The following is a 21,833-nucleotide window of genomic DNA, read 5'->3' as shown; positions in this document are numbered from 1 at the left end:
GTAAAATTATGCTGCACTGAAGATCCAATCAGTAACAGGAGGACTTCATGAGCTTGACTTCACACCTTCAGGAACTGAAGCGAAAGCATCAACGCCTGTCTGAAAAGGTCGAACAGGCCCAGAAAGCGCCAGGTGTCGATGACCTCGCGATCTCGACCCTGAAAAAGCAGAAACTTCGACTGAAGGAAGAGATCGACCGTCTCTCTTGATAACGATTGGCCCGGGTCACTGCTCGGGCTTTTTGTTTCAGAACGGATTGTGTCAGAACAGTCCAACCGTCTCCAACGCGGTGGGGAATTGATCCTGAGGCTCAATCCCTGATCGGGTCGAGGTATTTTTCCTCCAAAACCGGTCTCAGGTGCTCGTGCTGGCTTGGCAGTTTCAATGCCTCTCCCAGGTGCGCGGTGTCCTCGTCGCGCGTAAAGCCAGGCTCATTTGTCGCCACTTCGAACAGAACGCCGCCCGGCGTGCGAAAGTAGATCGCATAGAAATAATCGCGGTCGATCACCGGTGTTACATCATAACCGGTATCCCGCAACGCGCTGAGCACGTCTTTCTGTGCCGCGCGGTTGTCGACGGAAAACGCGATGTGATGCACCGAACCAGCCCCTTGTTCCGCCGAGGGTGCGTCCACCTGGGTAATGTCGATCACGTTCGCCGCGTTGCCACCGGGGATGTGGAACCGCGTGACATTCTCCTGCTGGTCCAACGCTTCATACCCCATGAAACGCAGCAATTCGGCGCTCGCGCCCGTGTCCTTGAGCCGCATATCGGCGCTGTGAAATCCGCGAATGGCAACATCCCCGCTGAGTCCATTCTCCGTCCAAGGGTCACGTGGGTCGTCCTCGGTTTCGACCAGGGCAAACCTCTCTCCATCCGGGCCGTCAAAGCCCAGACGATTCTCGCCAAACCTGGTCTCGATCCGGATGTTCGTCACGCCACGCTGCGTCAGCCGCTCCTGCCAGAACCCAAGGCTTGCCCTCGGCACAGCAAAAACCGTGACGGCAACCTCACCCGTGCCGGGCCGACCGCGTCTAGCATTCGGAAACGGGAAATAAGTCATGACACTGCCGGGGGTGCCGACCGCGTCACCATAATAGAGGTGATACACTTCGGGCGCATCGAAATTCACGGTTTTCTTGACACGCCGCAGGCCCAGCGTCTTGGTAAAGAAATCATTATTCGACTGCGCGTCGCTGGCCATGGATGTGATGTGGTGCAGTCCGTTGATCTGGTTCAGCATGTCTGCTCTCCGAAATTGGGTTGGGCAGCGCCCGGTTCGTACCCTTACCTAACTGCAATTTGATGCACATAAATACCGGTATACGCGCCGTTTCTGTGCATTTTGGCACATACCGCCGGCAGAAGCTTACCAAAATAAGAAAGGCCCGCCAGTGTGGCGGGCCGCTTTCAATCTCTCGACGCCCTGTCTCAGGTGAAGAACTGTGCCCCGTTGGCCGAGATCGTGGAGCCGTTGATGAAACCCGCGTCCTCGGAGGCGAGGAACTTCACGCACCGCGCGATTTCCTCGGGTTCGCCCAAACGGCCGGCAGGGATCTGGCCGATGATCGCCTCGCGCACCTTTTCCGGCACGGCCATGACCATTTCCGTCGCGATATACCCGGGGCAGATTGCGTTGGCTGTGATGCCCGCGCGCGCGCCTTCTTGCGCCAGCGATTTGATGATGCCCAGATCACCCGCCTTGGTCGCGGCATAGTTGACCTGCGCGAACTGGCCCTTTTGCCCGTTGACCGACGAAATCACGATGATGCGGCCAAATTTGCGCTCGCGCATGCCGGGCCAGACGGGGTGCACGGTGTTGAACACGCCGGTTAGGTTGGTGTCGATCACCTCGTTCCACTGGTCCGGCGTCATCTTGTGGAACGGCGCGTCGCGGGTGATGCCCGCATTGGCAACAACCACATCGATCGGCCCCAGATCCGCTTCGACCTGTTCAATACCGGCCTTTGACGCATCGTAATCGGCAACGTTCCACTTGTACGTCTTGATCCCGGTTTCATCGGTGAATTTCGCGGCCTTTTCGTCGTTCCCGGCATAGGTGGCTGCCACCTCGTAACCATCCGCTTTCAGGGCTTTCGAAATTGCTTCGCCGATACCGCGGCTGCCGCCGGTGACAAGTGCTACACGGGCCATGGGGGTCTCCTCTCAAGTGTTTCTTTCAGGTAATGTTGTTATAGATTTATATGTGTCTACGCAACAAAGTTGCGCGCAGTTCGTGACCTATTTTTGGTGCACGAACAAAAAGGGGCGCATAACCGCGCCCCTGATATTCACCAAGCCGATCCGCGATCAATCCCGCTCGACGCAGAGGGCCACGCCCATGCCGCCGCCGATACACAGTGTGGCAAGACCCTTCTTGGCATCGCGCCGCTGCATTTCGAACAGCAGGGTGTTGAGCACGCGCGCGCCAGATGCGCCGATCGGGTGTCCGATGGCAATGGCGCCGCCGTTCACGTTCACGATCTCGGGGTCCCATCCCATGTCCTTGTTCACGGCACAGGCCTGGGCCGCGAAAGCCTCATTCGCCTCGACGAGGTCAAGATCGCCAACCGACCATCCGGCTTTGTCCAGCGCCTTGCGCGATGCATGGATCGGGCCGACACCCATGATCGAGGGGTCCAGACCCGCGGTCGCGTAGGATGCGATCCGCGCAATTGGTTTGACGCCGCGCTTTTCCGCGTTTTCGGCGGACATGAGCAGGACACCGGCGGCGCCATCGTTCAGGCCCGAGGCATTCGCTGCCGTCACCGACCCGTCCTTTGTGAAGGCCGGGCGCAGCTTTTGCAGAGACTCCAGTGTCGCTCCGTGGCGGATGTACTCGTCCTTGCCGACCACGGTCTCACCCTTGCGGGTCTTGACGGTAAAGGCGATGATTTCGTCGTCGAACTTGCCCGCATTCTGCGCCGCTTCGGCCTTGTTCTGGCTGGCGACGGCAAATTCATCCTGCTGGGCGCGGCTGATCTGCCATTTCTCTGCAACGTTTTCTGCCGTCTGACCCATGTGATAGCCATTGAATGCATCCCACAGGCCATCGCGGATCATGGTGTCGATATATTTCATATCGCCCATCTTGTGACCCTGACGCAGATTCGCGGCATGCGGCGCCATGGACATGTTTTCCTGACCGCCGGCGCAGACAATTTCGGCATCGCCCAGCATGATGTGCTGCGCGCCAAGCGCCACGGCGCGCAGGCCGGACCCGCAAACCTGGTTGATCCCCCAGGCTGCGCTTTCCAGCGGCAGGCCGGCGTTGACATGCGCTTGACGGGCCGGGTTCTGACCCTGCGCTGCTGTCAGAACTTGGCCAAGGATCGTTTCCGAGACGGCGTCTTTTTCGATTCCCGCACGATCAACCAGCGCATTCAGAACGGCTGTTCCCAGATCATGTGCGGGTGTGTTTGCGAAAGAGCCGCCGAACGACCCAACGGCCGTTCGTGCAGCGGATGCGATAACGACGTTGGTCATATGTCCCTCCAGCAATGTCGTGGTCCAGTCGTGATTCCACGGCAATTATTGCGCATTTGCGCCCGTAGCCCCAGACCCTTTCTCGTGCCCTGTTACAGCAATGGTGCACCGTCGCATACCGGACAGGGTGTCTCACGCGGATAAAACTGTCGCAGCGTCGACATATGCCGGGCAGGTCAATGCATGGGGCCGCCGTCGTGAGCAGGACGCCATGGCGGGGTGATCGTCGGCGCGGCGAAGTAGTAACCCTGCAGGAAATCCACTCCGAGGTCGGCAAGCGCCAGCGCATCACGCTGGCATTCGACGAATTCGGCGACAGTGTACATATCGAACTGCTTGGCGATCGCGATGATTGCACGGGTCAGAACCTGGTTGTCCGGATCGGTGGCGACGCCGCGAATGAACTGACCGTCAATCTTGAGAATGTCGAACTGGAACTCTCTGAGATATCGCAAAGCAGTGTAGCCCGCGCCGAAATCATCCAGCGCAAAGCAGATGCCGCGTTGTTGCAGATCGCGCATGGCTTGCACCACAAGCTCGGGCACCAGCATTGCCGAGGCTTCCGTGATTTCAAGAACCAGCCGGTTGGCTGCGGATGGGTCGCGCGACAGGCCCCGGTCGAGCACCTTGCGCCATTTGGGGTACCCGATGGATCGCGCCGACAGGTTGATCGCGAGGCGTATACCGGGGTTCTTGGCCAGAGTGCGCAGTCCGTGTTCCAGCGCGAGGCAATCGAGCAAGCGCCCGGATTCCCGTTCTTCGATCGCCTCGATGAACTGGGCTGCCGGAATGATGCGGCCCGTTGGATCGACGACGCGGATCAACCCTTCGTATAACGCGGTATGGGTCTGTTGCCGTGCGTGGACGATCGGTTGAAATGCCAGTTTCACCTCCCTGTGCGCGACCGCGGTTTCCACCAGCGTCAGGATATTCTGATCCCGGCGCTGCGCCGCCATATCCAGAGCTGATGGGCCAATGGCCTTCGGTGTCGCGCGCTGAGTCATGGTCTCTCCCGGCTGTGCCCGATCACCCTGCGACAAGCCTGTTAAACAAGGTTTAAGACAGGCACGCATTTCGCGTGTTGACTCTGAAACCCGCTGCCATATAAACGCGGCTTCGTTGGTGTTGGTGGCCCCCGCAAGGGGATGCCTGTCATGGGGTTCGGCCTCAAGAGGACAACGCCCTTCACAGTCGCCGTTCAAGGCGTCGTTTCAAGAAGGAGATCAGCCGTGACCAAACGCACGTCTGCCAAGTACAAAATCGATCGCCGGATGGGTGAAAACATTTGGGGTCGTCCGAAATCCCCGGTCAACCGGCGCGAATATGGCCCCGGACAGCATGGCCAGCGCCGCAAGGGCAAGACGTCCGACTTTGGTCTTCAGCTGCGCGCCAAGCAGAAGCTCAAGGGCTACTACGGTGATCTGACCGAAAAGCAATTCCGCCGCATCTTTGCCGAAGCCGAACGTCTGCGCGGCGACACCGGTGAGCTTCTCATTGGTCTTCTGGAGAGCCGCCTCGACGCGGTTGTCTACCGCGCCAAGTTCGTCGCGACCGTTTTTGCCGCGCGCCAGTTCGTCAACCACGGTCACGTCATGGTCAACGGCAAGCGCGTGAACATCCCGTCCTACCGGGTCAAGGAAGGCGATGTCATCGAGGTGCGCGAGAAGTCCAAGCAGATCGCTGCGCTGATCGAAGCCACGCAACTGGCAGAGCGTGATGTGCCGGATTACCTCGAGGTGGATCACTCCAAGATGGTCGCGAAATTCGTGCGCACTCCGGCATTCAGTGATGTGCCGTACCCGGTGATCATGGAACCGAACCTCGTCATCGAATACTACGCGCAGAACTAAGGGTCCGTACGTTTCAGACGTGCGATCCGTACAAGATCAAAGCCGCTCTTCGGGGCGGCTTTTTCTTTTGCCGCAGTGTGAACCAGGCAATAAAAAAAGGCAGCGCAATTTGCGCCGCCCTTTTTCGGATCACCGGGGTTGGGTGCCGGATTACATCCAGAACACATCCCGGAACACGTGCCGCGTGATCTCTTCGCGCTTGATGCCTTTGGCGGCCAGCGACTCGTCCGACAGCATCTGAAGCCGTTCGACTTCGCGAATCCGGGAATTTGCGTCCATCACCTGCCCCATGCCACGGGTCAGACCCTCGATCAGGTTGGCCAGGAAGCTGGGCTTTTGACCCTGGAATGTCTGTGTATGTGCCATGGTATGCCTTTGAATTGCTCAATTTCTACTCATGCATATCTAAGTCTTTGAAATCATGGTCAGTAGCTTTGCTTTGGAATACCCGCCACAACCGTAGCGCATAACGCTGCGCTGCGGCATCGGGTGGAAAATGCCCATTCCAAAATTTTACCAGTTGATAAAATTTTTGGCCCATGACAGCGTTTCCGCGTGGCTCACGCTGATCTTGGAGACGACAATGGACGCCAGAGCATTGAAAGAAGGCATTATTCCGGGCCGATTGGACGCGGAAGACTTGAACGAAGGTTTCAAGGATTTGCACGCGCCCCTGACCGAGCACGAGGCGTTTGTTGCCGCGGATCGTTGTTATTTTTGCCATGACGCGCCGTGCATCACCGCCTGCCCGACCGAAATCGACATTCCCCTGTTCATTCGCCAAATCGCAACGGACACCCCCGAAGCGGCGGCAAAAACGATTCTGACGCAAAATATCCTGGGTGGCATGTGCGCCCGTGTCTGTCCCACCGAAACGCTGTGTGAAGAGGCCTGTGTGCGCGAAGCGGCAGAGGGCGAACCCGTGCAGATCGGCCGTTTGCAGCGCCATGCGACCGACACGCTGATGGCGCAAGGTGTGCATCCTTTCTCCCGGGCGGCCCCGACTGGCAAGACGGTTGCCGTCGTCGGGGCCGGACCGGCCGGGCTGGCATGTGCGCACCGGTTGGCCATGAATGGGCATGACGTGGTGGTGTTCGACGCGCGCCCCAAGGCGGGTGGTCTGAATGAATACGGCATCGCCGCCTACAAGACGACCGAGGATTTCGCAGCCCGCGAAGTGGACTGGCTGTTGCAGATCGGGGGCATCGAGATCCGCAACGAGATCGCCTTGGGCCGGGACGTGGAGATGGCCGATCTGCAGGCGGACCATGATGCTGTTTTTCTTGGCATGGGATTGGGCGGCGTCAATTCGCTTTCCACTCCGGGTGAGGAAAAAACGGGTGTGCTGGACGCCGTCAATTTCATTGCGGACCTGCGGCAGACTGCCGATCTGGCCACTCTGCCAGTGGGGCGCGACGTGGTCGTGATCGGTGGCGGCATGACGGCCGTGGACGCTGCTGTTCAGTCCAAACTTCTGGGCGCGCTGAACGTGACACTTGTGTACAGGCGGGGGCGCGACCGTATGAACGCGAGCGTCTGGGAACAGGATCTCGCTGCGGCCAAGGGCGTGCGGATCATCACCAACGCGTCACCCGTCGCGGTGCATGGCAACGGGATGGTCCGCGAGATCGAGTTCGAATTCACCGACGATTCGCTTGAACCGACGGGCGAGACATTCCGCCTGGCGGCCGACCAGGTCTTCAAGGCGATCGGGCAAACGCTGATCGGAGACAACCTGCCCGATCTGGAGGGCCGCAAAATCGCGGTCACAGGTCCAGGGCGTACCTCGGTCCCCGGTGTCTGGGCCGGGGGCGATTGCGCCGTCGGCGGAGACGACCTGACCGTGTCGGCCGTCGCCGAAGGCCGTGATGCCGCAGAAGATATTCACGCCGCGTTGACGCGCGCCTGATCCGGGAGGTGCCGAGATGGCTGACCTGACGACCGATTTTGTGGGCATCAAGAGCCCGAACCCATTCTGGCTGGCCTCCGCGCCGCCCACCGACAAGGAATACAACGTCCGCCGCGCCTTTGAGGCTGGCTGGGGCGGCGTGGTCTGGAAAACTCTGGGAGAAGACGGCCCCCCCATCGTCAACGTGAACGGTCCGCGCTACGGTGCGATCTGGGGGGCGGATCGGCGGCTTCTCGGACTGAACAATATCGAGCTGATCACCGACCGCCCGCTGGAGGTGAATCTGCGCGAGATCAAGGCGGTCAAGCGCGACTACCCGGACCGCGCGATGATCGTTTCGCTCATGGTGCCTTGCGAGGAAGCGGCGTGGAAAGCCATTCTACCTCTGGTCGAAGAGACCGGGGCGGATGGTGTGGAGCTGAATTTCGGCTGTCCGCATGGCATGTCCGAGCGCGGTATGGGCAGCGCCGTGGGGCAGGTGCCCGAATACATCACCATGGTGACCCGCTGGGTGAAGCAAAACACCCGGATGCCCTGCATCGTGAAGCTGACGCCAAACATTACCGATGTGCGAAAGCCCGCAATGGCCGCGCTCGAGGGTGGGGCTGACGCGGTGAGCCTGATCAACACGATCAATTCGATCACGTCGGTCGATCTCGATCTTTTTGCGCCAGAGCCGACGATTGACGGCAAGGGCGCGCATGGCGGGTATTGCGGGCCGGCGGTCAAGCCGATTGCCTTGAACATGGTGGCCGAAATCGCCCGGACGCCCGAAACGCGGGGGCTGCCGATCTCGGGTATTGGCGGTGTGACAACGTGGAAAGACGCGGCAGAGTTCATGGCGCTGGGGGCTGGCAATGTGCAGGTCTGCACTGCGGCGATGACATACGGCTTCAAGATCGTTCAGGAAATGATCTCGGGCCTGTCACAGTACATGGACGAAAAGGAGATGGGATCGACGTCACAACTCGTCGGGCGGGCAGTCCCCAATATCAGCGACTGGCAGAACCTGAACCTGAATTACGTGACCAAGGCACGGATCGATCAGGACCTCTGTATCCAGTGTGGCCGGTGCTACGCGGCGTGCGAGGACACATCCCACCAGGCGATTGCAATGTCAGAGGATCGGGTCTTCACGGTCAAGGACGATGAATGTGTCGCCTGCAACCTGTGTGTCAATGTCTGTCCGGTTGAGGAGTGCATCACGATGGAGGAGTTGCCGACGGGGGCCCTCGATGAGCGGACCGGTCAGGTTGTTGCTGAAGAGCACGCAGACTGGACGAGCCACCCGAACAACCCGGCGGTCAAGACGGCAGCGGAGTAGGATGGAGTTCCCCTTGTCTGGCAGAGGTGTCGAACCGGTGTTCGGTGGCAAACGATGATGTATTCATCGCTGACCTCGTTTAGGCGAAAACTCATGGGTCCGCATTTCGGCGACCGGCAGAGTGATCCCGATGTCGCGCCGAATGTTGTTTTTTGCGCTGCAAGAGGCCATTTTGCTTGGCCGCTCGTGAATTGACCGACTGATCGCGCCAAGGCGCGGTCAACCGGGGGAGGGCGCGTAGAATCGAATCATCTGTCATTGCAAGACATTTGCCCGCATTCGGCCAGGATCCAGACAGCAAGACTGCGGGGTTCGCGCTATGGCGTCAGCAGTTTCCGAAACATCGTTTCGACAAACTGGTCAGCGCCGTCCGCGAATCGGTCTTGGCCGGGCAATAGGACCGCGATCTGTGCTTCGAAATCCGCGTAATGCTGGGTCACTGCCCAGATTGAAAAAATCAGGTGTGCGGGATGCATTCTTGCCAGTTTTCCCGCCGCCATCCAGTCTTCGAGGATCTTGCATTGTTGGTCGAACAACGGTTTCAGCGTGCGTTCCAGATGCGGCAGCATGCGGGGCGCGCCTTGCACGATTTCGTTGGCAAAGAGTCGCGATTCGCGTGGATAAAGCCGACTCATCTCCATCTTTTTGCGGATATACTCCAGAATTTCTTCAAGCGGATCACCCTCCGGATCCATTGCGTCCAGCGGGCTGAGCCATTCCGTCATCAGCGTGTTCAGAAGGTCGATATGGATCGCCTCCTTGCTGTCGTAATAATAGATCAGATTGGGTTTGTGCATGCCGCACGCCCCGGCGATCTGGTCAAGCGTCGTGCCGCGAAACCCGTGTGTGGCAAAGAGCCCGAGCGCGGCGTCGCGGATGCGTTGACGGTTTTCGATCTGGATACGGCTGGGCTTTCGGGCCGGTTGCGTCACGGTTGGTTTCTTCCTTGCTGCATTTCAGGGCACTGGCTTTGTCCCGGTCGGGACGAGGGCGAACTTTCCATAACATAGCTTGACAGGCCAGAAGTGCGTTGCAATCGTAACTTTACCAATTGGTAAAATCTGTGGGCCTTCCAGGAGAGCCGCACAGCATGGGCCAGCGGCAAAAGGGGACAGGCATGGCGGCACCCGGAGAAAACCTGCGGATCAACGGGGATCGGCTGTGGGACAGCTTGATGGAAATGGCCAGGATCGGGCCGGGCGTGGCGGGTGGGAACAACCGTCAGACACTCACCGACGAAGACGCCGAAGGCCGCGCATTGTTTCAAAAATGGTGCGAAGACGCCGGCTGTACCATGGGCCTCGACGAGATCGGCAACATGTTCGCCCGGCGCGAGGGGACGGACCCCGATGCGCTTCCGGTCTATGTCGGCTCGCATCTCGACACTCAACCGACCGGAGGCAAGTACGACGGGGTGCTCGGCGTTCTGGGCGGATTGGAAATCCTGCGCTCCTTGAACGATCTCGGGATCAAGACCAGTCACCCGATCATCGTGACGAACTGGACCAACGAAGAGGGGACACGGTTTGCCCCGGCGATGCTGGCATCCGGTGTGTTCGCGGGCAAGCATGACCTGCACTGGGCCTATGATCGAGAGGATGCAAAGGGCAAGAGATTTGGTGAAGAGCTTGAGCGGATTGGTTGGAAAGGCTCGGAAAAGGTCGGCGACCGCAAGATGCACGCGTTCTTCGAGCTGCACATTGAACAGGGTCCGATCCTTGAGGCCGAGGGCAAGGATGTTGGCGTTGTCACTCACGGCCAGGGCCTGCGCTGGATCGAGTGTACCGTGACCGGCAAGGAAAGCCACACCGGATCGACGCCGATGCACATGCGCAAGAATGCAGGCCGCGGTTTGGCGCTGATCACAGAATTGGTGCACGAAATCGCGATGAAGAACCAGCCCAACGCGGTCGGTGCGATCGGGCATGTCGATGTCTTGCCCAACAGCCGCAATATCATTCCGGGCAAGGCGGTGTTCACGGTCGATATGCGCACGCATCTGCTCGAAAAGTTGAACGGGATGGTCGACGAGTTCATGGACCGCGCACCGAAACTTTGCGAGGAAATCGGGGTGTCCTTCGACAGCCATATCGTTGGACAATTCGATCCGCCGGCCTTTGATGAGGGCTGCGTCAGCGCGATCCGCAGCGCGGCGGAGCGGTTGGGCTACAGCCATATGGATATTGTCTCCGGCGCGGGGCACGATGCCTGCTGGATCAATGATGTGGCCCCCACGGCGATGGTGATGTGCCCCTGCGTTGACGGGCTGTCGCATAATGAGTCGGAAGAGATTTCCAAGGAATGGGCGACGGCTGGGACGGATGTCCTGTTTCATGCCGTCGTCGAGACGGCTGAGATCGTCAGCTAGGTCGGGGGCGCTGCCCCCGTCGCGCCTTGCGCGGTTTCCCCGAGGTATTCGGGATCCAAAGACGTCCAGACGCGGACAGCAAAGAGGGATATCATGACCACAGTGATCAAGAACGGAACGGTTGTCACGGCGGACCTGACCTACGAGGCAGATGTTCTGATCGAGAACGGGGTGATCGCCGAGATCGGCAAAGGCTTGAAAGGTGATGAGGTTCTGGATGCGACCGGCTGCTATGTCATGCCCGGTGGTATTGACCCGCATGTGCATCTCGAGATGCCATTCATGGGCACCTATTCCACCGATAATTTCGACTCGGGCACGCGCGCGGCGCTGGCAGGTGGGACAACGATGGTCGTCGACTTCTGTCTGCCAAGCCAGGGAGAAGGCCTGCATGACGCGCTCAAGCGGTGGGACAACAAGTCGACCCTCGCGCACTGTGATTATTCGTTCCACATGGCGGTGACATGGTGGGGTGAGCAGGTTTTCAACGACATGCAATCCGTCATTCAGGATCGTGGCATCAACACGTTCAAGCACTTCATGGCCTACAAGGGCGCGCTCATGGTCAATGACGATGAGCTTTTCGCGTCTTTCAACCGGTTGTCCGAATTGGGCGGGATCGCGATGGTCCATGCAGAAAATGGGGACGTGGTCGCTGAATTGACGGCCAAGCTTTTGGCTGAGGGCAATACCGGACCCGAAGGGCACGCCTATTCACGTCCCACTCAGGTCGAGGGTGAGGCGACGAACCGTGCCATCATGATCGCCGATATGGCGGGCGTGCCGCTTTATGTCGTGCATACCTCTTGCGAGGAATCCCACGAAGCGATCCGGCGCGCCAAGATGCAGGGCAAGCGCGTCTGGGGCGAGCCGCTGATCCAGCATTTAACGCTGGATGAAAGCGAGTATTTCCACGAAGATTGGGACCATTCCGCGCGTCGCGTGATGTCGCCGCCGTTTAGAAACAAGACGCATCAGGACAGCCTGTGGGCGGGTCTGCAATCAGGCACGTTGTCCGTGGTCGCCACCGACCATTGCGCATTCTCGACGGAGCAGAAGCGCTATGGCCTGGGTGATTTCTCCAAAATCCCGAACGGCACGGGTGGGCTCGAAGACCGCTTGCCGATGCTCTGGACACATGGGGTTGCAACCGGTCGGCTAACGCTGAACGAATTTGTCGCCGTGACATCGACAAACGCCGCAAAGATCCTGAATTGCTATCCTAGGAAGGGCGCCGTTCTGGTTGGGTCCGATGCCGATCTGGTGGTCTGGGACCCGAACAAGGAAAAGACGATCACGGCGGCCAACCAGCAATCCGCCATCGATTACAACGTGTTCGAAGGCAAACACGTCAAGGGCTTGCCGCGTTTCACGCTCAGCCGTGGGCATGTAGCGGTGCATGACGGCGAAATGCGCTCGCAGGAAGGGCATGGCCAATTCGTGAAGCGGTCCGGCAATGGCACGGTGAACCGCGCGCTGTCGACATGGAAAGAGCTGACCGCGCCGCGCCCAGTGGACCGCTCGGGGATCCCGGCGACGGGGGTTTGATGCAGCAGTTGGCAAAGTCTTCGGTTCCTGACCGAAGTCCGCGTAGCCCGGTCATTTCGGCGAGCAATCTTGATCTGACCTTCCAGACAAACGACGGACCGGTGCATGCCTTGTCAGGCATTGATATCGAAATCGACAAGGGCGAATTCGTCAGTTTCATTGGACCGTCTGGCTGTGGCAAGACCACGTTTCTCCGCTGCATCGCTGCGCTGGAGACCCCGACCGGCGGACAACTCACCGTGAACGGCATGACGCCGGATGCGGCACGGCGCGCGCGGGCCTATGGTTATGTGTTTCAGGCGGCGGGGCTTTATCCCTGGCGCACAATCGAGAAGAACATCGCCTTGCCCCTGGAGATCATGGGCTACTCCAAATCCGAGCAGAACGAACGAATCGCACGGGTGCTGGACCTCGTGGAACTGTCGAATTTCGGCAAGAAATACCCGTGGCAGCTTTCCGGCGGGATGCAGCAGCGGGCCTCGATTGCGCGGGCGTTGGCATTCGATGCCGACATACTTCTGATGGATGAGCCGTTTGGCGCGCTTGACGAAATCGTGCGCGATCACTTGAACGAACAATTGCTCGAGCTTTGGGCACGCACGGAAAAGACCATTGGCTTTGTGACACATTCGATCCCCGAAGCGGTGTATCTCTCCACCAAGATCGTGGTGATGAGCCCACGCCCCGGGCGGATCACTGACATCATAGAAAGCCCGCTGCCTGCCGAACGGCCATTGGATATTCGTGATACGCCTGAATTCTTGCAAGTCGCGCATCGCGTGCGCGACGGGCTTCGGGCAGGGCATGCCTATGATGATTGACGCCGTATGAAGAACAGCTTGCCCATACTGGCGGTTCTCTCCGCCATCGTGGCGATCTGGTACGCTGCCGTGGCACCGATGAACCTCCGTGGCGCGCTGGACGTGGCGGAAAGGTCCGGAGCAGAGGTGGTGCCACCGGCATCCGTTGACCGTTTCGAACAGCCGATCTGGCGGTTGATGATCGACAACCCCGGTCACGTCGCCCAAGGCTACAGCCTTGATCGTCCTCGATTGCCGACGCCGGTGCAGGTTGGCCGCGAGCTTTGGAAGTCCACGGGCGAGATGGCGCTCAGCGGGCGAGCAATGTCGAAACGATCGCTGATCTATCACGGCTGGATCACGCTGCAATCGACGCTCTGGGGGTTTTTCCTCGGGATCGTGCTGGGAATGGCCGGGGCAATTGCGATTGTCTATAGCCGCGTTGTGAGCATGAGCCTGATGCCTTGGGCGATCATCAGCCAGACAGTTCCGATCGTTGCCCTCGCCCCGATGATCATCGTTCTATCCAGCCAGGTCGGGATAGAAGGGCGCGGCGTGCCCAAGGCGATTATCTCGGCCTATCTGTGCTACTTCCCGGTGTTGGTGGGCATGGTGAAGGGATTGCGCTCGCCGGGTGCGGCGCAGCTCGATTTGTTGCGCACCTACTCGGCGTCGGGCCTGCATGTGTTTCTGAAGCTTCGCTTGCCGGCGTCCATGCCGTACCTGTTCACGTCGCTCAAGATCGGAATCGCGGCTGCTCTGGTCGGAACAATCGTCGGTGAATTGCCGACAGGGGCCATTTCCGGCCTCGGAGCCCGTATCCTGATCGGGGACCAGTTCGGCACGCCGCTCGCGATCTGGGCCGCGCTCTTCGCGGCCGCGATATTGGCCGGGGGCTTGGTGACGTTTCTGGATTTTGCCCAAAGGGTCACGCTGCGACGGATGGGGATGCAGGCATGAATTGGTTGCTGTTCGCTCTTGCGTTCTGGATCGCTGCATGGGCCGCCAACGCGGTCTTGGCCAATTCGCGGTGGCGCAATAGTAAGGTTGTGCGGGTGGCCATTCCTGCTCTCTTCGGCCTGACATTGATCATGCTGTGGGAAGGCATCGTCCGGGGTTTTGGCGTGTCGCCTGTGATCCTTCCGGCGCCGTCTGACGTGGCGCAGACATTTGCCAACTCGACCGATATCCTGTGGCAGGACTTCCGCCAAACCGTTCTGAAAGGCGCCTTGTCCGGCTTTGCGATCGGCGTGCTGGCGGCCTTTTTCACAGCAATCCTGATAGACCGATCCGTGTTTTTGACAAAGGGGCTCTTGCCGATTGGAAATTTCGTGGCAGCCCTGCCCATCGTCGGCATCGCGCCCATCCTTGTGAGTTGGTTCGGTTTTGACTGGCAGTCCAAGGCGGCGGTGGTCGTCGTCATGGTGTTTTTCCCGATCCTTGTGAATACGGTGCAGGGCTTGCGGGAAACGGATGCCATGCAGCGTGACCTGATGCGTACCTATGCTGCGACTTATTTCGACACATTGGTGAAGTTGCGCCTGCCTGCCGCGCTTCCGTTCGTGTTCAATGGTCTGAAAATCGCGACAACACTTGCCCTGATCGGCGCCATCGTTGCCGAGTACTTCGGGTCTCCCACGCGGGGTATGGGATTTCGCATTTCGACCGGCGTCGGCAGCCTGTCGATTGACTTGGTCTGGGCCGAGATCGCGGTCGCGGCCATGGCCGGGACGGCGTTCTACGGGCTCGTCGCGTGGATCGAACGGCGAGCGACGTTCTGGCATCCGTCGCATCGCCAAACCTGAAAAATGAAAATGCCAACTTGGAGGTAAACCATGACGACGAAACTACTTGGTATCGCGGCTGCACTAGGACTGGCGGCGCCGGCCTGGGCGGCAGATGACGTGACTTTGCAACTGAAGTGGGTCACGCAGGCTCAGTTCGCGGGCTATTACGTCGCGTTGGAAAACGGCTATTACGATGAGGCCGATCTGGATGTGACGATCAAACCCGGCGGCCCGGACATCGCGCCAACGCAGGTGATTGCCGGAGGCGGGGCCGATGTGACTGTAGAGTGGATGCCTGCCGCGCTGGCTGCGCGGGAAAAGGGCCTGCCCCTGGTCAATATCGCACAGCCTTTCAAAAGCTCTGGCATGATGCTCACCTGCTGGAAAGATGCGGGGATCGAAACGCCGGACGACCTCAAGAACCGCACGCTGGGGGTCTGGTTCTTCGGCAACGAATTCCCGTTCCTGTCGTGGATGAGCGCGATGGGCATCTCCACCGATGGCAAGAGCGAGTCCGGTGTCGAGGTGCTCAAACAAGGCTTCAACGTGGATCCGCTGTTGCAACGCCAGGCGGACTGCATTTCGACAATGACCTATAACGAATACTGGCAGGTGATCGATGCCGGTGTCAGCGCGGATGAGCTGGTAACCTTCAAGTACGAAGATCAGGGTGTCGCGACCTTGGAAGACGGGCTTTACGTTCTCGAAGACCGCTTGGACGATCCTGAGTTTGTCGACAAGATGCAACGCTTCGTGGCCGCGTCGATGAAAGGTTGGAAATGGGCCGAGGAAAACCCGGATGACGCGGCGATGATCGTTCTCGAATATGACGAGACCGGCGCGCAGTCCGAAAAACACCAAAAGCGCATGATGGACGAAGTGGCCAAGCTGACCGCGGGATCGAACGGCGCCTTGGCCCCGGAAGATTTTGAGCGCACGGTCGAAACCCTGCTGGCCGGCGGATCGGACCCGGTGATTACCGCCGATCCCGGCAATTCTGCTTGGACGCACGAGGTGTCCGATGCGCTGAACTGACGCGTATTGCCAAACGGAACACAAGAAGGGCCCTTTGAGGCCCTTCCTCTCATCTTCGCAGAGTATCTCCATAGCTGATCTTCGGCGTCAATTCGACGACCTTGGCGGCATCTGTGCCTCGGGTGTTGACCCGGTCAGAAATAATCTCTGCGGCCTTGATCCCAATTTCGGTCCGGCAGGCATCCATCGTTGCCAATTGACGTGGTAGACCTTCCAACAATTCAACGCCATTGAACCCCGCAAGCCCGATCTTGTTGGGAATCTCCGTGCCCTTTTCGAGCAGTGACAGTAACCCGCCGGCCGCGATCATGTCGTTGGAATAATACAGGAAATCCAAATCAGGATCCCGGTCGAGAATCGCTTTGGTCATCTCTGCGCCCTTGGCCAGAGCGGACCCACCCGAGTAAAACTCCTGATCCGCAACCTCCACCCTGTTCTTCGCCAAAGCGCCGGTGAACCCTTCGAACCGCTTTCGTGCACGGTGATCTAGCGGCATCTTGGTGCCTAGAAAACCGATCCTTTCATATCCGGCCTTCAAAATCGCTTCGGCCATCTTGCGACCGGCCCGCCGGTGGGAAATGCCCACCACCGAATCGATCGGCGTCCCGTCCACATCCATGATCTCGACCACCGGGATCCCGCTGGCCCGCAACATCGCCCGCGACGCGTCCGTATGTTCCAGCCCCGCGATGATCACGCCTGATGGGCGCCACGACAGCATCTCGTAAAGAACGCGTTCTTCTTTTTCCGGCAGGTAATCGGTGACACCGACGACAGGCTGTAATTCGGTCTCCTCCAGAACGGCGCTGATGCCAGACATGACCTCTGGAAAAACCATGTTGCGCAGGCTTGGAATGATGACCGCGACCAGGTTGACCCTCTGGCTTGCCAAAGCGCCCGCGATCTTGTTCGGCACATAACCAAGCGATTTTGCCGCCGACAGTACTTTCTCGCGGGTTGCGAGCGAAACATCGCCCCGATTGCGCAGCACGCGGCTGACCGTCATCTCTGACACTCCCGAGGCTTCGGACACATCGCGAAGGGTAAGAGGTCGGGTATCGTCACTGGCCAATGGCATCATCCCAATACTGTTGCCGGACATTATCCCCATCTTTGACGCACCAGCAAGCAATTGCGGAGGTGATGAAAATTCGATCTGGCAGATGACAACGGCGCGTCCAGACGCTATGCCGATGCTGGACGGTCCCGTGGCTCAACTGGATAGAGCAGCCCCCTCCTAAGGGGCAGGTTGCAGGTTCGAATCCTGCCGGGATCGCCAAAATTGCCTGAAATAACATCGTTGTCCTACGTCACGAACAGAGCGTCGGCCGATTTGTGCGCGTCGTCAGACGCTGATGCCAAAGGCGCTTTTTCCCATGTTGCTGCGGGCGATGGCCGAAATCTCAGGTAAATGCTGGCTGGAACCACCCAGACCCGACAAGTGCCGGGACGGACCGTTGAAAGCATGATAGCTTTCGCCAACGCTACCTTTTTGGTATTCTGCCCCATATAAAATCTGCACATCTGCCGCTCGGCAATGCCGCATTTTGTGTTGTCCTTGGGATAAATCTGGATCGTTGGCCACTGCATTCCGGCACGTTTTTGGCTGTCGCTGATTGCCGTCACGCATTCCTATGTCAAATTGGAATGCAATCAATCAAGCGGTATATCGGCATTGCGACCAGCCAGAACGACACTGATCTCATAGGCCTTTTCCGGTGTCATCCCTGCCATGATACGCGCAGCATTGTCCGCGGCCATCCGGGCAAGGAACCCCGCAGCAAAATTCGAATCCATCTGCTCGAATAGGGCCGCTGCCTGTTTGGGTTTCATCGTGGCGTAAACATCGGTCAATTGGGAAATATCGTCTTCGGATGCGGAAGATGCCTGTTCAATCGTTCGCTTCAGGTTCTCCTCTGCGGTCTTCAGTTTTTCCAATTCGGCTTTGATTGTTGCCTCGGCTTGCGAAACGCTGGCCTCGCGTTCATCAATTTCGGCTTCGCGGTCGATCAACTTGGCTTCGCGCGCCTTGATGGCTTCAATCGCGGCATCCATCTGCTCTGGACGCGCCAAATCCCTCATCGACGCTTGGCGGCCATTTTCTGTGGTCGGGGCGCCAATGTCTTCGCTTGCGATCACTTGTCCCGCTTCGGTTGCCAACCGCAGTGTGGCGGACATGAGAAGCAGTGCGCCAATGATGGTGAGGGTACCTTTTGATGTTCTTTTCTTTCGTTTCCCGGAGGGTATCTTTGTTGCCTTCATTGTGAGTTTCCTCCGTGACGCGAGAAGACCGGCCCATTTTTCACCGATGATTTTTCGACCCCCGGCGGAGATGGCGGGAGATCATGCAAAGACGCCACCATCAATTCCAACCGCTTCGCCGCATCTTCGGCGCGGGTTGTCAGGTCTTCGAGGCTGTCGCTCGAATGGGTGGCGGTCTTTTGCGCAGAATCGAGCGCATGTTGAAGGTCCGTCACCTGCGCCGACAGCACAGCGACCGCGGCACCGACGCCATTTTCAAGGTCAGTAAACCGCGACAGGCGACGTGCCAGAACAAAACAGTACAGTCCGGCGCCCAGTGCGCCCGCGACAAGGAGGATATCCGCGACCAGATCCATTGATTCCCTCATTTCAAGATAAATTCTGTCACAAGCAGGCTGTTGGCTTTGCCCAGGCCGACCACCATGATGATCCGCCGAAACATGTGCAGCCTTATTTTGAACAATGCACCGGGACCTTCGATATCCTCGACCGTCAAAGCGCGCAGGTAGCCGTTCATCATGTCCTGAATACGTGGCATCAGGTATTCGACGTCGCTTTTGTATTTCGACGGCACTTCAATTTGACCCGCAAAACGTAGGTGCTCGTTCTGTGCTTCCGGAGGCAAAGTGATGACCAGCGTTGGAATGTCCACGAATGCAACATTCGGCCGCTCCACCGGCGCCGGTGCCGCTGATCTGTCGCGTGTTTCGGATGCGCCAAACGGGACAAGTCCGCTCGAGACGCCGAAATAACCCGCAGCGCCGCCAACAACGCAGAGAAGCACGGACAGTATAAGCCAAATCTTAGATGGACTCCTGTCCGATACGTTGGCGTCGGATTCCATTTGTTCAGCAGCCGCCATATGTACCCATTTCCAAATCTGTGGTCTCGTACTTAGCGATCAGGCACTAACCGATTGTTAACGCGATGCGGCAATAACGACCCTGTCAACGAAACAGAGTGTTTTGACTTCGGAGGGTATCGGTGCAGCAAATATTTCCAGTCTGGCGAAATTTGACCGTCATGCGAAAAATGGTCGTTGTCGGCGCGACGCTCGCGATCTTTCTCGCGGTTGTCGGCATGTCGCGTCTTGTCACGCAGCCACGGATGGCGCTTCTTTATTCCGGCCTTGAACCGGAGGCGGCGGGCGAGGTGGTTCAGGCCTTGCAGCAGCGCGGAGCAGCATTCGAGGTGCGTGGCACATCGGTGTTCGTATCGGATGCGGCGCGCGATGAACTTCGGTTGACGCTGGCTAGCGAAGGGCTGCCTGCAAGCTCTGGGCAGGGCTACGAATTGCTTGATTCGCTCACCGGTTTCGGCACGACATCGCAAATGTTTGATGCCGCCTATTTACGTGCGAAGGAAGGAGAATTGGCGCGGACCATTGTCGCGTCGCCCGATATCGGAAATGCGCGGGTTCACATTGCCACCGGAAGTGAGAACCCGTTCAGACGTGATCTTGCGCCAAGCGCGTCAGTCCATGTGACGGCGCGGGCCGGGACGATTGATCGCGCGAAAGTCGAGGCGATACGGCACCTTGTGGCATCGGCTGTCGCGGGACTCGAGCCTGCTGAGGTTTCGGTGATCGACGCTCAGTCAGGACTTTTGTCGGACGACGGCCCGGGCTTCAGCGCCGCCAGCGAACAGGACCGGACAGAAGCCCTGCGCGAACGTGTGTTGCGAATGATCGAAGCGCGGGTCGGCCCGGGAAACGCCGTTGTCGAAGTCAGCGTGGATGCAGTCACTGACACCGAGTCCATAACAGAGCGCAGGTTTGATCCTGACAGCAGATTCGTCATAAGTTCTGATAGCGAGGAACGATCTGATCAATCGGAAAACACCGGGCCGGGCGCAGTGACGGTTGCATCCAACCTTCCGGATGGAGATGCGAACGAGAGTGAAACCGAGACGCGAAAGAGCAGCGAAACCCGTGAGCGCTTGAATTACGAAGTGTCACAAACAACACGGGAAATCATAAAAGCTCCCGGTGCAATAAAACGGCTCACCGTGGCTGTCATGGTGAACGGAAAGACCGAGGTCGACGATCAGGGTGTGCAGAGTTTTGTCCCAGTGCCGGATGAGGAACTGTCGGCCTTGCGGGATCTGGTTGCATCCGCCGTGGGCTACAACGAGGCGCGGGGTGACGTCATCACTCTTAGGTCGTTGTCTTTTGAACCGGTGGAACCTCGTGGCACCCTGCCAGCGGAACCGGGCTGGTTCGTTGGTCAGTTCGACAGGATGTCACTTTTCCAGATCGCTGTTCTGGCTATCGTTTCAATCGTTCTGGGGCTGTTCGTCGTTCGTCCCTTGTTGCTGGCGTCTTCGCGTCCTGACGGTTTGCCTGCGCCTGACAATGCAGACCTGTCGTCTGACTTGCCGGTTCTGAGCGGTACGATCGAACCTGATGACGGCGAGGTCAATCTGCCTGCTGTTGCCGATCAGGCGAACCAGTCCGGCACTGCCGCGCCGGCGGATGCTGTGGGGCGTCTCAAATCACTGATCGAGGACCGGCGAGACGAAACTGTAGAGGTCCTGCGAAGCTGGCTGGACGAACCCAATCCCGAGGATCTGCGATGACCACTCTGAGCACCTTTCTTGAGAATTTTGGCACACCAGCGCCCACTTCCCGTCGAGCGGCCGTTTCAGATGAAATGCTCGAGACAGAGCGACTGGAGGCATTCGATACAGGGTATCGCGCCGGATGGGATGACGCGATCAAGGCAAAGGAAGAGGACGTCGCGCATGTGTCCGAGGGGTTGGCGCAGAATTTGCAGGACCTCTCCTTCACCTATCATGAGGTTCATGCGCAGGTATTGGCGAATCTGACACCGCTGTTTGAAGAAATACTGCAAAAGATGCTGCCCGTCTTGGCGCGGGATACCCTGGGCGGACATGTGGTAGACCAGCTATCCCAGATTGCACGCGACATGGGCACGACGCAGGTCGAAATTTCGGTCGCCACCGGTGCGGTGGATCAGGTCTCGCATCTGGTGAATGCAGCGTCTTGCAGCCTTCCAGTGACAGTTACGGAGGCACCGTTGCTTTCGGAGGGTCAGGCCGAGCTTCGTTTGGGCGGCAAAGAAATGTCCATCGACCTCCCCGATGTGTCGAGACAGATCACCGATGCCGTTCATGCGGTCCTTTACGATCAGACGGAGCGTCGCGCACATGGATAACCTGAAAGAGTCGTCAAATACCAAAACGGACGCCACCTTCACGACCGTTCCAATCGAAGTCACGGTCTCTGTTGGGCGCGCGCGCCCATTGGTGCGCGATTTTCTGCAACTGGAAGAAGGATCTGTTTTGTTGCTCGACAAGCGCGTCGAGGATCCAGTCGAACTTTATGTCGGTGATCGTCTGATCGGGACGGGTGTCCTGGAAATCAACGACTCGGCAGAACAGCACGGGCAATTGAGCGTGCGGTTGATCGATGTGAATGACTTTGGCGCTTCAAGTGATTAGAC

General features: G+C 58.7%; 24 protein-coding genes and 1 tRNA gene. 14 read left to right on the top strand and 11 right to left on the bottom strand.

Annotation, left to right across the window (positions count from 1 at the left end):
- The first annotated feature begins 47 nt into the window (after positions 1-47).
- Entirely contained in the window at positions 48-209 is a 162-nt protein-coding gene (locus tag LCF59_RS05525; protein ID WP_292286411.1) for a DUF465 domain-containing protein, read from the top strand.
- Between the two features lie 101 nt (positions 210-310).
- Here the strand turns inward: LCF59_RS05525 and LCF59_RS05520 are convergent, their stop codons facing one another.
- The 4 genes from LCF59_RS05520 to LCF59_RS05505 form a co-directional block, all read right to left on the bottom strand.
- Positions 311-1,243: a VOC family protein gene (locus LCF59_RS05520; RefSeq protein WP_292286410.1), complete on the bottom strand. Its 933-nt coding sequence runs from the start codon at positions 1,241-1,243 to the stop codon at positions 311-313.
- Between the two features lie 188 nt (positions 1,244-1,431).
- A complete protein-coding gene (phbB, locus tag LCF59_RS05515; protein WP_292286408.1) occupies positions 1,432-2,154 on the bottom strand; it encodes an acetoacetyl-CoA reductase in 723 nt (240 codons plus the stop codon).
- A 156-nt stretch (positions 2,155-2,310) separates the two neighbouring features.
- Entirely contained in the window at positions 2,311-3,486 is a 1,176-nt protein-coding gene (locus LCF59_RS05510) for an acetyl-CoA C-acetyltransferase (RefSeq protein WP_292286406.1), read from the bottom strand.
- Positions 3,487-3,662: 176 nt separating this feature from the next.
- Positions 3,663-4,490: an EAL domain-containing protein gene (locus LCF59_RS05505; protein WP_292286404.1), complete on the bottom strand. Its 828-nt coding sequence runs from the start codon at positions 4,488-4,490 to the stop codon at positions 3,663-3,665.
- A gap of 225 nt (positions 4,491-4,715) precedes the next feature.
- On the opposite strand from LCF59_RS05505, the gene rpsD reads away from it, so the two are divergent.
- Positions 4,716-5,336 (top strand): 30S ribosomal protein S4, encoded by a 621-nt coding sequence (gene rpsD / locus LCF59_RS05500; protein ID WP_292286402.1) that lies wholly within the window; start codon positions 4,716-4,718, stop codon positions 5,334-5,336.
- A 150-nt stretch (positions 5,337-5,486) separates the two neighbouring features.
- Here rpsD and LCF59_RS05495 read toward each other — a convergent pair whose 3' ends face one another.
- Positions 5,487-5,702 (bottom strand): DUF1127 domain-containing protein, encoded by a 216-nt coding sequence (locus LCF59_RS05495; protein ID WP_292286400.1) that lies wholly within the window; start codon positions 5,700-5,702, stop codon positions 5,487-5,489.
- A 217-nt stretch (positions 5,703-5,919) separates the two neighbouring features.
- Here LCF59_RS05495 and LCF59_RS05490 point away from each other — a divergent pair, with 217 nt between their 5' ends.
- Positions 5,920-7,245: an NAD(P)-dependent oxidoreductase gene (locus LCF59_RS05490; RefSeq protein ID WP_292286398.1), complete on the top strand. Its 1,326-nt coding sequence runs from the start codon at positions 5,920-5,922 to the stop codon at positions 7,243-7,245.
- Between the two features lie 16 nt (positions 7,246-7,261).
- A complete protein-coding gene (gene preA, locus LCF59_RS05485) occupies positions 7,262-8,569 on the top strand; it encodes an NAD-dependent dihydropyrimidine dehydrogenase subunit PreA (protein ID WP_292286396.1) in 1,308 nt (435 codons plus the stop codon).
- A 317-nt stretch (positions 8,570-8,886) separates the two neighbouring features.
- On the opposite strand, the gene LCF59_RS05480 is transcribed toward preA, so the two are convergent.
- Positions 8,887-9,501 carry a TetR family transcriptional regulator C-terminal domain-containing protein gene (locus LCF59_RS05480; protein ID WP_292286394.1) on the bottom strand — a complete coding sequence of 205 codons (615 nt, stop codon included), beginning with the start codon at positions 9,499-9,501 and terminating at the stop codon, positions 8,887-8,889.
- A gap of 185 nt (positions 9,502-9,686) precedes the next feature.
- On the opposite strand from LCF59_RS05480, the gene LCF59_RS05475 reads away from it, so the two are divergent.
- The 6 genes from LCF59_RS05475 (at position 9,687) to LCF59_RS05450 (ending at position 16,107) form a co-directional block, all read left to right on the top strand.
- Positions 9,687-10,937, top strand: a complete 1,251-nt coding sequence (locus tag LCF59_RS05475; protein WP_292286392.1) for a Zn-dependent hydrolase — start codon at positions 9,687-9,689, stop codon at positions 10,935-10,937.
- Positions 10,938-11,030: 93 nt separating this feature from the next.
- On the top strand, positions 11,031-12,485 hold the full coding sequence (gene hydA / locus LCF59_RS05470) for a dihydropyrimidinase (RefSeq protein WP_292286390.1): 1,455 nt from the start codon (positions 11,031-11,033) through the stop codon (positions 12,483-12,485).
- Positions 12,485-13,306, top strand: coding sequence for an ABC transporter ATP-binding protein (locus LCF59_RS05465; protein WP_292286388.1), 822 nt, complete (start codon positions 12,485-12,487; stop codon positions 13,304-13,306). The genes hydA and LCF59_RS05465 overlap by 1 nt, the downstream gene beginning before the upstream one ends.
- Before the next feature lie 6 nt (positions 13,307-13,312).
- Positions 13,313-14,245 carry an ABC transporter permease gene (locus LCF59_RS05460; RefSeq protein ID WP_292286387.1) on the top strand — a complete coding sequence of 311 codons (933 nt, stop codon included), beginning with the start codon at positions 13,313-13,315 and terminating at the stop codon, positions 14,243-14,245.
- Positions 14,242-15,090 carry an ABC transporter permease gene (locus LCF59_RS05455; protein ID WP_292286385.1) on the top strand — a complete coding sequence of 283 codons (849 nt, stop codon included), beginning with the start codon at positions 14,242-14,244 and terminating at the stop codon, positions 15,088-15,090. Before LCF59_RS05460 ends, LCF59_RS05455 begins: the two co-directional genes overlap by 4 nt.
- Positions 15,091-15,120: 30 nt before the next feature.
- Positions 15,121-16,107 carry an ABC transporter substrate-binding protein gene (locus LCF59_RS05450; RefSeq protein ID WP_292286384.1) on the top strand — a complete coding sequence of 329 codons (987 nt, stop codon included), beginning with the start codon at positions 15,121-15,123 and terminating at the stop codon, positions 16,105-16,107.
- A gap of 49 nt (positions 16,108-16,156) precedes the next feature.
- On the opposite strand, the gene LCF59_RS05445 is transcribed toward LCF59_RS05450, so the two are convergent.
- Positions 16,157-17,179 carry a LacI family DNA-binding transcriptional regulator gene (locus tag LCF59_RS05445; RefSeq protein ID WP_292286525.1) on the bottom strand — a complete coding sequence of 341 codons (1,023 nt, stop codon included), beginning with the start codon at positions 17,177-17,179 and terminating at the stop codon, positions 16,157-16,159.
- Between the two features lie 130 nt (positions 17,180-17,309).
- Here LCF59_RS05445 and LCF59_RS05440 point away from each other — a divergent pair.
- Positions 17,310-17,386, top strand: a tRNA-Arg gene (locus LCF59_RS05440).
- A 66-nt stretch (positions 17,387-17,452) separates the two neighbouring features.
- Here LCF59_RS05440 and LCF59_RS05435 read toward each other — a convergent pair.
- The 4 genes from LCF59_RS05435 to fliL are packed head-to-tail and all read right to left on the bottom strand — an operon-like array spanning position 17,453 to position 19,231.
- On the bottom strand, positions 17,453-17,737 hold the full coding sequence (locus tag LCF59_RS05435) for a hypothetical protein (protein ID WP_292286383.1): 285 nt from the start codon (positions 17,735-17,737) through the stop codon (positions 17,453-17,455).
- A 23-nt stretch (positions 17,738-17,760) separates the two neighbouring features.
- Entirely contained in the window at positions 17,761-18,369 is a 609-nt protein-coding gene (locus LCF59_RS05430; protein WP_292286382.1) for a hypothetical protein, read from the bottom strand.
- Complete coding sequence (locus LCF59_RS05425) at positions 18,366-18,725, bottom strand: hypothetical protein (RefSeq protein WP_292286381.1); 360 nt, start codon at positions 18,723-18,725, stop codon at positions 18,366-18,368. Before LCF59_RS05425 ends, LCF59_RS05430 begins: the two co-directional genes overlap by 4 nt.
- 8 nt (positions 18,726-18,733) lie before the next feature.
- On the bottom strand, positions 18,734-19,231 hold the full coding sequence (fliL, locus tag LCF59_RS05420; protein ID WP_292286380.1) for a flagellar basal body-associated FliL family protein: 498 nt from the start codon (positions 19,229-19,231) through the stop codon (positions 18,734-18,736).
- 122 nt (positions 19,232-19,353) lie between these two features.
- Here fliL and fliF point away from each other — a divergent pair, with 122 nt between their 5' ends.
- From fliF to LCF59_RS05405, 3 genes are read left to right on the top strand one after another with little or no spacing between them, the layout of a single operon-like run.
- Positions 19,354-20,946, top strand: coding sequence for a flagellar basal-body MS-ring/collar protein FliF (gene fliF / locus LCF59_RS05415; RefSeq protein WP_292286379.1), 1,593 nt, complete (start codon positions 19,354-19,356; stop codon positions 20,944-20,946).
- On the top strand, positions 20,943-21,545 hold the full coding sequence (locus LCF59_RS05410) for an ABC transporter ATP-binding protein (RefSeq protein ID WP_292286378.1): 603 nt from the start codon (positions 20,943-20,945) through the stop codon (positions 21,543-21,545). Before fliF ends, LCF59_RS05410 begins: the two co-directional genes overlap by 4 nt.
- Entirely contained in the window at positions 21,538-21,831 is a 294-nt protein-coding gene (locus tag LCF59_RS05405) for a FliM/FliN family flagellar motor switch protein (RefSeq protein ID WP_292286377.1), read from the top strand. Before LCF59_RS05410 ends, LCF59_RS05405 begins: the two co-directional genes overlap by 8 nt.
- Positions 21,832-21,833 lie beyond the last annotated feature (2 nt).

The sequence above is a fragment of the Marivita sp. genome (assembly GCF_020055675.1).
In the GTDB taxonomy this organism is placed as follows: Bacteria; Pseudomonadota; Alphaproteobacteria; order Rhodobacterales; family Rhodobacteraceae; genus Marivita.
This window is presented reverse-complemented; position numbering and strand designations above follow the sequence as displayed.